The 12,978-nt window shown below is 34.0% G+C and carries 11 protein-coding genes; 5 read left to right on the top strand and 6 right to left on the bottom strand.

Features of this window, described 5'->3' with window-relative positions:
* Positions 1-39: 39 nt before the first annotated feature.
* From noc to rpmH, 6 genes are all read right to left on the bottom strand, one after another.
* Positions 40-879, bottom strand: a complete 840-nt coding sequence (gene noc / locus HMPREF2706_RS05010) for a nucleoid occlusion protein (protein WP_002434625.1) — start codon at positions 877-879, stop codon at positions 40-42.
* Positions 880-926: 47 nt separating this feature from the next.
* The gene (gene rsmG / locus HMPREF2706_RS05005) at positions 927-1,646 is read right to left on the bottom strand and encodes a 16S rRNA (guanine(527)-N(7))-methyltransferase RsmG (protein WP_070862225.1); all 720 of its coding nucleotides are present in this window, start codon (positions 1,644-1,646) and stop codon (positions 927-929) included.
* Positions 1,646-3,523, bottom strand: coding sequence for a tRNA uridine-5-carboxymethylaminomethyl(34) synthesis enzyme MnmG (mnmG, locus tag HMPREF2706_RS05000; RefSeq protein ID WP_030061526.1), 1,878 nt, complete (start codon positions 3,521-3,523; stop codon positions 1,646-1,648). The genes rsmG and mnmG overlap by 1 nt, the downstream gene beginning before the upstream one ends.
* 82 nt (positions 3,524-3,605) lie before the next feature.
* Entirely contained in the window at positions 3,606-4,985 is a 1,380-nt protein-coding gene (mnmE, locus tag HMPREF2706_RS04995; protein WP_030061528.1) for a tRNA uridine-5-carboxymethylaminomethyl(34) synthesis GTPase MnmE, read from the bottom strand.
* Between the two features lie 157 nt (positions 4,986-5,142).
* The gene (gene rnpA, locus HMPREF2706_RS04990) at positions 5,143-5,490 is read right to left on the bottom strand and encodes a ribonuclease P protein component (protein WP_030061530.1); all 348 of its coding nucleotides are present in this window, start codon (positions 5,488-5,490) and stop codon (positions 5,143-5,145) included.
* Positions 5,491-5,598: 108 nt separating this feature from the next.
* On the bottom strand, positions 5,599-5,736 hold the full coding sequence (gene rpmH / locus HMPREF2706_RS04985; protein WP_000240855.1) for a 50S ribosomal protein L34: 138 nt from the start codon (positions 5,734-5,736) through the stop codon (positions 5,599-5,601).
* Positions 5,737-6,471: 735 nt separating this feature from the next.
* Between rpmH and dnaA the strand changes: the two genes are divergently transcribed.
* From dnaA to gyrB, 5 genes are all read left to right on the top strand, one after another.
* On the top strand, positions 6,472-7,827 hold the full coding sequence (gene dnaA, locus HMPREF2706_RS04980) for a chromosomal replication initiator protein DnaA (protein ID WP_016898446.1): 1,356 nt from the start codon (positions 6,472-6,474) through the stop codon (positions 7,825-7,827).
* 309 nt (positions 7,828-8,136) lie between these two features.
* A complete protein-coding gene (gene dnaN, locus HMPREF2706_RS04975; RefSeq protein WP_049427084.1) occupies positions 8,137-9,270 on the top strand; it encodes a DNA polymerase III subunit beta in 1,134 nt (377 codons plus the stop codon).
* Positions 9,271-9,644: 374 nt separating this feature from the next.
* Positions 9,645-9,890 carry a S4 domain-containing protein YaaA gene (gene yaaA, locus HMPREF2706_RS04970; RefSeq protein ID WP_002454368.1) on the top strand — a complete coding sequence of 82 codons (246 nt, stop codon included), beginning with the start codon at positions 9,645-9,647 and terminating at the stop codon, positions 9,888-9,890.
* A complete protein-coding gene (gene recF / locus HMPREF2706_RS04965; RefSeq protein ID WP_023349972.1) occupies positions 9,887-11,002 on the top strand; it encodes a DNA replication/repair protein RecF in 1,116 nt (371 codons plus the stop codon). Before yaaA ends, recF begins: the two co-directional genes overlap by 4 nt.
* Positions 11,003-11,012: 10 nt before the next feature.
* Positions 11,013-12,944 carry a DNA topoisomerase (ATP-hydrolyzing) subunit B gene (gene gyrB, locus HMPREF2706_RS04960; RefSeq protein WP_023349973.1) on the top strand — a complete coding sequence of 644 codons (1,932 nt, stop codon included), beginning with the start codon at positions 11,013-11,015 and terminating at the stop codon, positions 12,942-12,944.
* Positions 12,945-12,978 lie beyond the last annotated feature (34 nt).

Below are 12,978 nucleotides of genomic sequence, written 5' to 3'. Positions count from 1 at the left end.
TAGTGCAACAATATACTGCATTAACTCGTTCTTTTCTTACTATTTCTTATATATTCTAATTTTTATTTCATAATAGTCATCATGGTCTTTGTCTTTATGTTCAACACGTAAGCCAGACTGCTCGATGGCTTCAATACTTTTACCCACTTCATCTCTCGCTTGAGTCACATCTTGTGAAAATTGGAAAGTCTGAGCTTTAACTTTTTCAGGACCTGTCTTTTGACGTACTTTATCTTCAGTTTGTTTAACGTTTAATTTCTGATTAATGACTTGCTCAATTAATTCTTCTTGCTCATCTTCGGGTAAAACCAAGACAGCACGGGCGTGTCTTTCAGTTATCTTTCCTTCACGAAGTCGTTTAATCACGTTAGGAGCAAGTTTTAATAAGCGTAATTTATTAGCGATGAAACTTTGACTTTTACCTAGACTCTTCGCTAATTCACTTTGCGTCGTATCTCCTATTTCAAGCAATTTTTTATAAGCTTCCGCTTCTTCAACCACAGATAAATTCTCACGTTGAATATTCTCAATTAACGCAACTACTGCCGTTTCTTCATCATTCATGTGACGAATAATGACGTCAGCTTGTGGTTTATGCAATGATTGTAATGCTCTGAATCGACGCTCACCAGCAATAATTTCAAACATATCCTCTTCTATCGGACGTACAACGATGGGTTGCAATAACCCATGTTCTTCAATCGATTCAGCTAATTCTCTTATCTTATTTGGCTCAAATACTTGTCTTGGTTGATAACGATTGGGTACGATACGTTCAATATGAATGGATTCAACATTATTATTGCGCTCTTCTTCAGTATAACCAACGATGTCATCTTTATTTTTTAAACCAAATAATTTTGAAAAAGGTTTCTTCATTATCCATTCTCTCCCTCTCAATTATTTGTTATATCATATGTCTCTTCTTAGCTCTCAAGTAGTGGAGATTTGTTTGGCGTACCTGGTTTCCTTGGGTATTTCTTAGAAGTCTGTCTACGTTTATCAATCACTATCATTTGTCTTTCGCCAGCATCCTCAGGCAATTCAAATGAAAATGTTTCTTTCACGTTTCCACCTAAAATATTAATAGCAAAGTTCGCTTCTTGCAATTCTTCTTCGCCTTTAGATGACTTAAGTGCGATAAATTGGCCACCTTTTTTAACTAAAGGTAAGCACAATTCACTCAATACAGTAAGACGTGCAACAGCACGTGCTGTAACGATATCATAAGACTCCCTGTAGGCTCCCTTACCATAAGATTCCGCACGATCATGCACAAAACTGACATCTTGGAGGCCTAACTCTGCAGCTAAGTGATTGAGAAATTGAATTCGTTTATTAAGTGAATCCACAATCGTTACCTTCAATTCAGGAAAAATTATTTTCAAAGGAATACTTGGAAATCCTGCACCAGCTCCAACATCGCAAATGCTTAATTCTCCATCGAAGTCATAATAGAAGCTAGGTGTAATTGAATCATAGAAGTGTTTTAAGTATACATCATGTTCTTCCGTAATACTTGTTAAGTTCATCTTTTCATTCCACTCAACAAGTAATTGATAGTACGTTTGGAATTGTTCTTTTTGCGTTTCAGACAATTCAATGCCATGTTCACTTAATTTCTTAGATAGCCATTCTACACTCATTATTGATTCACCCTTTGAAGTTTCCCTTGTTCTAAATAGACAAGTAAAATTGAGATATCTGCTGGATTTACACCAGATATACGTGAAGCTTGTGCAATATTTAATGGTTTTACTTCTGCTAATTTTTCTCTAGCTTCAGAAGCTAAACTATCTACTTTATTATAATCCAAGTCTTCAGGAATTTTCTTCTCTTCCATACGTTTTACTTTTTCAACTTGTTGTAAAGATTTATTGATATAACCTTCATATTTCGTTTGTATTTCAACTTGTTCTTCAACCGCATCAGGTAGTTGGTGGTCTTCTTCTAGAATCTCTAAAATCGTATCATAAGTCATCTCAGGACGACGTAATAAATCAATTGCTAAGATACCATCTTTCAAGCGTGAGCCACCTTTAGACTCGATAACAGATTGAGTGTGATCGTTTGGTTTAATACGAATGTCAGTTAAGCGTTGAATTTCATTTTGAATTTGTTGACGTTTCTCATTAAAGCGTGCGTAGCGTTCATCAGAAATCATGCCTAACTCATAACCTACATCAGTTAAACGTAAATCTGCATTATCATGACGTAGTAATAAACGATATTCAGCACGAGAAGTTAATAATCTATATGGTTCATTAGTTCCTTTAGTCACTAAGTCATCAATTAATACACCGATATATGCATCAGAACGACTTAAGATTTTCTCTCCAGTACCTAGCACTTTACCTGCTGCGTTAATACCTGCCATGATACCTTGTCCTGCCGCTTCTTCGTACCCTGACGTACCATTAATTTGACCTGCAGTATATAAGTTCTTAATTGATTTTGTTTCAAGGGTTGGCCATAACTGTGTAGGCACAATCGCATCATATTCGATTGCATAACCTGCGCGCATCATGTCTGCCTTTTCAAGACCAGGAATTGTCTCTAACATTTGACGTTGAACATGTTCAGGAAGACTTGTAGATAAACCTTGTACATACACTTCATTCGTATTACGACCTTCAGGCTCTAAGAAAAGTTGGTGTCTAGGTTTATCGTTAAAACGAACAAATTTATCTTCAATTGATGGACAATATCTAGGACCAGTACCTTTAATCATACCTGAATACATCGCAGATAAATGAAGATTATCATCAATCACTTTGTGAGTTTCACCATTTGTATATGTTAACCAACAAGGTAATTGATCTAAAATATATTCAGTCGTTTCATAACTAAATGCACGACCTACATCATCACCGGGTTGAATTTCAGTTTTAGAATAGTCGATTGTTTTAGCATTCACACGTGGAGGCGTACCTGTCTTGAATCGAACTACATCAAATCCAAGTTGTCTCAAGTTGTCAGCTAAAGTGATAGAAGGTAATTGATGGTTTGGACCACTAGAGTATTTCATGTTACCTAAGATGATTTCACCACGTAAGAACGTACCTGTTGTAACAACTACTGCTTTAGAGCGGTATTCTGTTCCAATATTCGTACGTACGCCTTTCACTTCATTTTCTTCAATAATTAACTCATCCACCATGCCTTGCATAATATCTAAGTTATCTTCGTCCTCGATTACACGTTTCATTTCTTGTTGATATAACACTTTATCTGCTTGTGCACGTAATGCTCTTACAGCCGGCCCTTTACCAGTATTCAACATACGCATTTGGATATGTGTTTTATCAATCGTTTTAGCCATTTGTCCACCTAACGCATCGATTTCACGCACTACAATACCTTTTGCAGGGCCACCAACGGATGGATTACATGGCATAAAGGCAATATTATCTAAATTAATTGTTAACATTAACGTTTTCGCGCCACGTCTTGCAGAAGCTAAGCCCGCTTCAATTCCTGCATGACCAGCTCCAATGACAATTACATCATACTCTTGAACCACTTTTTTACCTCCTTATATTCTTAAAAACTTTTCCGGAAAATGAAGACACCCTACCGTCTTATTCCTTAAATATTAAATATCATTATTTACCTAAACAGAATTGACTAAACAGTTGATCAATTAACTCATCGCTCGCTGATTCTCCAATGATTTCACCAAGTATTTCCCAAGTACGCGTTAAATCAATTTGAACCATATCCATAGGCACACCAGATTCAGCAGCATCTATCGCATCTTGAATTGAATGTCTAGCTTGTTTTAATAAAGAAATATGACGTGAGTTAGATACATATGTCATATCCTGATTTTGAACTTCTCCACCGAAGAATAAATCTCTAATTTGAATTTCTAATTCATCTATACCTTCTTGTTTTAACATAGAAGTTTGGATTAATGGCATGTCACCAATCATTTCTTTAACTTCATTTATATCTAAACGTGGTTCTAAATCTGTTTTATTAATAATTACAATAACGTCTTCGTTCTTCACAACTTCATACAATGTTTGATCGTCTTCTGTTAGAGGTTCATTATTGTTAAGAACAAATAAGATTAGATCCGCTTCACTTAATGCTTTACGTGAACGTTCGACACCAATCTTCTCTACAATATCTTCTGTATCACGTATACCTGCTGTATCAACTAATCGTAATGGTACCCCTCGTACATTGACATATTCTTCTAAAACGTCTCTAGTCGTACCAGCTACTTCAGTAACGATCGCTTTATTATCTTGAATAAGATTATTTAACATTGAAGATTTACCTACATTAGGACGACCAACGATAACGGTTGATAATCCTTCACGCATTATCTTACCTTGAGTACCTGTTTCAAGCAGTCGATTAATTTCTTCTTTAATATTCTTAGACTGTTCAAGTAAAAACTCAGTTGTGGCATCTTCAACGTCATCATATTCAGGGTAATCAATATTAACTTCTACTTGAGCGAGAATCTCCAATATGGATTGACGTTGTTTTTTAATAAGGTCACTTAAACGACCTTCAATTTGATTCATTGCTACTTTAGAGGCGCGATCAGTTTTAGAGCGTATGAAATCCATAACTGCCTCTGCTTGAGATAAATCAATACGACCATTTAAGAAAGCACGCTTCGTATATTCACCTGGTTCAGCCATACGTGCACCATACGTCATAGTTAATTCCAGTATGCGATTAATTGTTAAAATACCGCCGTGACAATTAATTTCAATGATATCTTCTCTAGTAAATGTTTTTGGTGCACGTAGCACAGATATCATCACTTCTTCGACAGTTTCATTAGTTTCTGGATCAATAATATGACCGTAGTTAATCGTATGTGTATCTACTTCAGATAATTTTTTCTTTCCTTTATAAAGTGTATCTCCTATTTCAATGGCTTGTGGGCCTGATAAACGGACAATACCGATAGCTCCTTCGCCCATAGGTGTTGAAATACTAGTAATCGTATCAAAATCCATAAGAGTCTCGCCTCCTTATTCAAGTAAAATTTCATTATAACATTGTAAATTGTTTCTCTATAAAAAGCTAACATAGTGCTTTTAAAGTATCCGAGTTAGGCTTACGTTTGTCTGAGGTAAGACTTCGGTTAGTCTTATTTAAAGCATATCCCCTACCCTACTTTATCTTTTTATTAAATACCTTAGCTATTTTTAGTACATGTTCTAAACTACCTTGAATTTCTAAAGTTGTCATATCTCTAGATGGATGCCTCGCAATAACAACAATATCTTTAGCTATAATATCTTCTTTGTGAACTTTAAAATTTTCTCTAATAGCTCTTTTAATTCTATTTCTAGTTACAGCATTACCCAATTTCTTAGAAACACTTATACCTAAACGAAAATGTTTATTTTCTTTATTATTATAGGTATAAACCACAAATTGTCTATTCGCTACAGATTTACCTTTTTTATAAATAGTTTGGAAATCTGAATTTTTCTTTATACGATATGCTTTTTCCACATAACATCACTCGCTTATTCAATTATCCATTATATGAATGTTTTTATTTCAAATGAATCTTTTTTCCTAATTAAAACGAAAAAAAAGACCACTGATGAGTCAGTGATCTTATGCTGATAAAACTTTACGGCCTTTACGACGACGACGCGCTAAAACTTTACGGCCATTTTTAGTGCTCATGCGTTTTCTGAAACCATGAACTTTACTATGTTTACGTTTATTTGGTTGATAAGTACGTTTTACCATGCAAAACACCTCCATCTGTATTCAATTATCTAATATTTCCAATTTCATACCTTGAAACTGGCTCATATACATAGATAAATTATCAAAGTATGTTGCAGCCTATAGTACTAACATACTTCATTTGAGCAATTGCTCTCTTATTGTGTCTGCTATTAAGAAATTTCTTATTTAGCTCATTATTATCTAGTCATAATTCAAGCAACTACTACAATATAACAAAATCCCTTTTATAAAGCAAGATGATTTTATGATGTATAGCATATCTTTCAATTAAATTTTCAGTTTTAAATCATTACGATTCTTGCAGCTCAAGAATTTTATATTAGTTATACATTTTTCATACATGTGTTATAAATTATTTCCCAAACGATTATTAAGAAATAATGAAGATTATATAAAGTTATCCACTTATTCACAAAACTATTGCTTATTTCTGTGGATAAAATAGAGTTCATACACATAGTTATGCCAAATTTAAGAACATATTCACAGTCATTTGACATCTGTCTAAGTTAAAAAGTATAATTATGTGGATAAGTCGTTCAATCAATGATTTTATAAGGATTTATTTATTAAACTTTTATACATAATTACTGTGAATAAATCATAGTATTGTGATAGTTATCCACTATATGTGATTAACTTGTGGATAATTATTAACATGCTGTGATTATTTTTATCCACTAATGTTATTTATGTGTATAAGTCAAAAATTTTAAGAAAGATGGAGTTTTTATGTCAGAGAAAGAAATTTGGGACAAAGTTTTAGAACTTGCTCAAGAAAGAATTTCACATACCAGTTATCATACGTTTATTAAAGATACTCAACTCTATTCACTTAAAAATGACGAAGCCATTATTTTAACGAGCCTATCTTTTAATGCGAATTGGCTTAATCAAAAATACTCTGAAATAATGCAAGCTATTATATATGATGTCATTGGTTATGAAGTGAAACCGCTATTTATTACTGAAGATGAACTCGCCGACTATAACAATGGTGCATCTAATGAACCTCAAGAACCACAAACGTCAACATCTACAATTGAAGATAATGATGGTGGTAAAGAACAATTTAATATTCATAACACATTCGATACATTTGTTATTGGTCCAGGGAACCGCTTCCCACATGCTGCAAGTTTAGCTGTAGCTGAAGCACCAGCTGAAGCTTATAACCCATTATTCATTTATGGGGGCGTAGGTTTAGGTAAAACACACTTGATGCATGCGATTGGTCATCATGTTCTTAGTAATCAACCTAGTGCTAAAGTGATTTACACATCTAGTGAGAAATTTACTAACGAATTTATCAAATCTATTCGTGATAATGAGACTGAAGCTTTCCGTGAGAAGTATCGAAACATCGATGTATTACTTATAGATGATATTCAATTCATTCAAAATAAAGAACAGACGCAAGAAGAATTCTTCCATACATTTAATGAATTACATCAAAACAATAAACAAATAGTTATTTCAAGTGATCGTCCACCTAAAGAAATTGCTAAATTAGAAGATCGATTACGTTCACGTTTCGAGTGGGGATTAATCGTTGACATTACACCACCTGATTACGAAACAAGAATGGCGATATTACAAAAGAAAATTGAAGAAGAAAACCTTGATATACCACCAGAAGCGCTTAATTATATTGCCAATCAAATCCAGTCAAATATTCGTGAACTTGAAGGTGCACTCACTAGACTTTTAGCTTATTCCAAACTTCAAGGCAAACCGATAACTACAGAATTAGCTGCTGAAGCTCTAAAAGATATTATTCAAGCACCTAAATCCAAAAAGATTACAATTCAAGATATTCAAAAAGTCGTTGGTCAATATTATAGTGTACGCATTGAGGATTTCAGTGCTAAAAAACGTACTAAATCTATTGCATATCCGCGTCAAATTGCTATGTATCTATCCCGTGAATTGACTGATTTCTCACTACCAAAAATTGGAGAAGAATTTGGTGGACGAGATCATACAACTGTCATTCATGCACATGAAAAGATAGCTAACGACATCAAAGCAGATCCTACTTTTAAACAAGAAATCGAAAACTTAGAAAAAGAAATTAGAAATCAGTAACGGGAAATAACAAGATAAGTCTTATACTCTAAGCAACCAGATTTAAAAAGATAAATTTCGGGAATAATTACAATGAAAATGAAGTAAATAATTTTCTCAAAATATGAGAGTTAAGAAATGGATAAAGCAAAGAATTGTGGATAATGTTTAAAAGTAGTACACAGCATACACAGTTTATCCACATGTGCATAACTTTGCTATTTCGGACATTTATGGACTTATCCACCAATCCACAGTCCCTACTACTATTACTATGAATTTAAAACCTATATAATTATATATAAACGACTGGAAGGAGTTTAGAAATTAATGATGGAATTCACAATTAAAAGAGATTATTTTATTAATCAACTTAATGACACATTAAAAGCAATTTCACCTAGAACAACATTACCAATTTTAACTGGTATCAAAATTGATGCTAAAGATAATGAAGTGATTTTAACTGGTTCAGATTCAGAAATCTCAATTGAAATTACAATTCCTAAACAAGTTGACGGTGAGGACATCGTTGAAATCTCAGAAACAGGATCAGTAGTACTCCCTGGTCGTTTCTTCGTAGATATCATCAAAAAGTTACCTGGTAAAGATGTTAAATTATCTACAAATGAACAGTTCCAAACATTGATTACTTCAGGACATTCAGAATTTAACTTAAGTGGATTAGATCCAGATCAATATCCATTATTACCTGAAGTATCAAGAGATGACGCAATTCAATTATCAGTTAAAGTACTTAAAAACATCATTGCTCAAACAAATTTTGCAGTGTCCACCTCAGAAACACGCCCAGTGTTAACTGGTGTGAACTGGCTTATACAAGATAATGAATTAATATGCACTGCCACTGACTCACACCGCTTGGCTGTAAGAAAGTTACAATTGGAAGATACTTCTGAAAATAAAAATGTCATCATTCCAGGTAAAGCTTTATCAGAATTAAATAAAATTATGAGTGATAGTGACGAAGATATTGATATCTTCTTTGCATCAAACCAAGTTCTATTTAGAGTAGGAAACGTTAACTTTATCTCTCGTTTACTTGAAGGTCATTATCCAGATACAACGCGTTTATTCCCAGAAAACTATGAAATTAAGTTAGGCATCAATAACGGTGATTTCTATCACGCTATCGATCGTGCATCTCTTTTAGCACGTGAAGGTGGAAATAATGTTATTAAATTGAGCATTGGAAATGAGTTAGTAGAATTATCCTCAACATCACCAGAAATTGGTACAGTAAAAGAAGAAGTAACTGCAAATGATGTTGAAGGTGGAAACTTAAAAATTTCATTCAACTCTAAATACATGATGGATGCTTTAAAAGCCATCGATAATGACGAAGTTGAAGTAGAATTCTTTGGAACAATGAAACCATTTATTTTGAAACCGAAAGATGACGATTCAGTAACTCAATTGATTTTACCAATTAGAACTTATTAGTTAGACCATATGGATTAAAACATAAAAATTTAATAATGCTATAATGAGTTTAGAGATTGTCACTTAGACAATCTCTTTTTAGTTACTTTAAATTCATTTTAAAGATACTGAGAGGTATTTTAAGAAACATCAATAAATTTTTTAGGGTAAACCTCCTATTTGTTAAAATTAAGTAAAATACCCCTTTAAATTTAAATTAGAGAAGCATACACAATTAAAATATGATGTCTCTTAAAACTAAAAAAATTTACCAAGTAGATTGCAGATTTTGAAAAATAAAAATATATATCAAAGTAAACGATTTCATTCTTTATTTTAAATGAAATCTAAGGCAAAAAAAGGTATAATATATTAATGACACATAAAGAAATGGAGTGATAATTTTGGTTCAAGAAGTTGTTGTAGAAGGAAACATAACTTTAGGTCAATTTCTTAAAACTGAAGGCATTATTGAATCTGGTGGACAAGCTAAATGGTTCCTCCAAGATTTCGAAGTTTTAATAAACGGCCAACGTGAGACACGTCGCGGGAAGAAATTAGAACATAACGACCGAATTGATATCACAGAATTACCTGAAGATACTGGTTCTTTTCTAATCATCCATCAAGGTGAACAATGAAACTTAATACACTCCAATTAGAGAATTATCGTAACTATGAAGAGGTTACATTAGATTGTCATCCTGAAGTGAATATCCTCATAGGAGAAAACGCGCAAGGAAAGACAAATTTACTTGAATCAATTTATACGCTAGCGCTAGCTAAAAGTCATCGTACTTCGAATGACAAGGAACTCATACGTTTTAAAGCTGACTATGCTAAAATAGAAGGTGAGCTGAGTTATAGACATGGCACAATGCCACTTACAATGTTTATAACTAAAAAAGGTAAACAAGTTAAAGTCAATCACCTTGAACAAAGTAAACTGACTCAATATGTGGGACACTTGAATGTCGTTTTATTTGCTCCTGAAGATTTGAATATTGTTAAAGGTTCACCACAGATACGACGACGTTTCATAGACATGGAGTTAGGACAAATTTCAGCCGTTTACTTAAATGATTTAGCTCAATACCAACGTATTCTTAAACAAAAGAATAACTATTTGAAGCAATTACAAATTGGGCAGAAGACAGATACGACAATGTTAGAAGTGTTAAATCAACAATTTGCTCAATATGCTTTAAAGGTAACGTTACGTCGTGAGCATTTTATAAAAGAACTGGAAGAACTTGCGCAACCGATTCATTCAGGGATTACGAATGAGCGTGAGAAGTTAGGACTTAAATATTTACCAAGTTTAAAGTTAAGTGATTATGAGAAGGAAGAGTCAGAATTGCTCGAGGAGGTCATCGAATTATTAAACGATAACCTTCAAAGAGAGAAAGAAAGAGGTGTGTGTCTTTATGGACCACATCGAGATGATTTAGGATTCAATGTTAATGACATGGATGCACAAACATATGGATCACAAGGACAACAAAGAACTACAGCATTGTCGATCAAATTGGCAGAGATTGAATTAATGAACATCGAAGTTGGAGAGTATCCAATATTATTACTGGACGATGTACTCAGTGAACTTGATGATTCACGTCAAACGCATCTTCTAAGTACAATCCAACATAAAGTACAGACATTTGTGACTACAACCTCTGTTGACGGTATAGACCATGAAATTATGAATAATGCTAAGTTATACCGTATAAGTCAAGGCGAATTACTAAAGTAATAAGAAAGTGATGGTGAATACATTGTCAGATGTAAACAACACAGATAATTATGGTGCTGGACAGATACAAGTATTAGAAGGTCTTGAAGCGGTGCGTAAAAGACCAGGTATGTATATTGGTTCAACTTCTGAAAGAGGCTTGCACCATTTAGTATGGGAAATTGTTGATAATAGTATTGACGAAGCATTAGCAGGTTATGCTAATCAAATAGAAGTCGTAATTGAGAAAGACAATTGGATAAAAGTTACTGACAATGGCCGTGGAATTCCAGTTGATATTCAGGAGAAAATGGGACGTCCTGCTGTCGAAGTTATCTTAACGGTATTACATGCTGGAGGTAAATTCGGCGGTGGCGGATATAAAGTATCAGGTGGGCTTCATGGTGTTGGTTCATCAGTAGTTAACGCGCTTTCCCAAGACTTAGAAGTATATGTGTACAGAAATGATACTATTTACCACCAAGCGTATAAAAAAGGTGTACCTCAATTTGACTTAAAAGAAATCGGTGAAACAGATCAAACAGGTACGGCAATTCGTTTTAAAGCTGATGGCGAAATTTTTACAGAGACAACTGTGTATAATTATGAAACATTACAACAACGTATACGCGAACTTGCTTTCTTAAACAAAGGTATCCAAATTACGTTAAGAGATGAGCGTGAAGAGGAAGGCCGTGAGGATTCTTATCACTATGAAGGCGGTATTAAATCTTACGTAGAATTATTAAATGAAAATAAAGAGCCACTTCATGAAGAACCTATCTACATACATCAAACAAAAGATGATATTGAGGTTGAAATCGCTCTTCAATATAACAGTGGATATGCGACTAACTTATTAACATATGCCAATAACATTCATACGTACGAAGGTGGTACGCACGAAGATGGCTTCAAACGTGCGTTAACACGTATTCTTAATAGTTACGGTATTCAAAGTAAGATTATTAAAGAAGACAAAGATAAACTTTCAGGTGAGGATACACGTGAAGGTCTAACAGCTATTATTTCAATTAAACACGGCGATCCTCAATTCGAAGGACAAACTAAAACGAAATTAGGTAACTCTGAAGTACGTCAAGTAGTGGATAAATTATTCGCTGAATACTTCGAGCGTTTCTTATTCGAGCATCCTGCCGTAGGTCGAATTATCGTTGAAAAAGGTATCATGGCGTCTAGAGCACGAGTAGCAGCTAAAAAAGCACGTGAGGTTACACGTCGTAAATCAGCATTAGATGTATCAAGTTTACCTGGTAAATTAGCGGATTGCTCTAGTAAAAATCCTGAAGAGAGTGAGATTTTCTTAGTAGAGGGTGACTCTGCCGGGGGGTCTACAAAATCAGGTCGTGATTCAAGAACTCAAGCGATTTTACCATTAAGAGGTAAAATCTTGAACGTGGAAAAAGCACGTTTAGACCGTATCTTAAATAACAATGAAATTCGCCAAATGATCACTGCTTTTGGTACAGGTATTGGTGGAGAATTTGATATTTCAAAAGCACGCTATCATAAAATCGTAATCATGACTGATGCGGACGTTGATGGTGCGCATATCAGAACACTATTACTCACATTCTTCTATCGCTTTATGAGACCGTTAATTGAAGCGGGCTATGTTTACATTGCACAGCCACCTTTATACAAATTAACGCAAGGTAAACAAAAGTATTATGTATTTAACGATAGAGAGTTAGACAAGCTTAAAGCTGAATTAAACCCTACTCCTAAATGGTCAATCTCTCGTTACAAAGGTCTTGGTGAGATGAATGCAGACCAATTATGGGAAACGACTATGAATCCAGAACATCGTTCAATGTTACAAGTAAGACTTGAAGATGCAATTGATGCAGACCAAACATTTGAAATGTTAATGGGTGATGTTGTTGAAAATCGTAGACAATTTATAGAAGATAATGCAGTTTACGCCAACTTAGATTTCTAAGCATTATGAATTGAACTTTTGAAGGAGGATATCT

The sequence above is a fragment of the Staphylococcus sp. HMSC067F07 genome (genome assembly GCF_001837405.1).
GTDB lineage: Bacteria > Bacillota > Bacilli > Staphylococcales > Staphylococcaceae > Staphylococcus > Staphylococcus capitis.
Note: the sequence above shows the minus strand (reverse complement) of the source record. Positions and strands in the feature narration are given on the sequence as shown.

Coding starts and splice junctions, on each gene's coding strand:
- rsmG (WP_070862225.1), bottom strand. CDS start 1,646: ATGAGTGTAGAATGGCTATCTAAGAAATTAAGTGAACATGGCATTGAA.
- gyrB (WP_023349973.1), top strand. CDS start 11,013: ATGGTGAATACATTGTCAGATGTAAACAACACAGATAATTATGGTGCT.
- dnaA (WP_016898446.1), top strand. CDS start 6,472: ATGTCAGAGAAAGAAATTTGGGACAAAGTTTTAGAACTTGCTCAAGAA.
- mnmE (WP_030061528.1), bottom strand. CDS start 4,985: ATGGATTTTGATACGATTACTAGTATTTCAACACCTATGGGCGAAGGA.
- rpmH (WP_000240855.1), bottom strand. CDS start 5,736: ATGGTAAAACGTACTTATCAACCAAATAAACGTAAACATAGTAAAGTT.
- recF (WP_023349972.1), top strand. CDS start 9,887: ATGAAACTTAATACACTCCAATTAGAGAATTATCGTAACTATGAAGAG.
- dnaN (WP_049427084.1), top strand. CDS start 8,137: ATGATGGAATTCACAATTAAAAGAGATTATTTTATTAATCAACTTAAT.
- noc (WP_002434625.1), bottom strand. CDS start 879: ATGAAGAAACCTTTTTCAAAATTATTTGGTTTAAAAAATAAAGATGAC.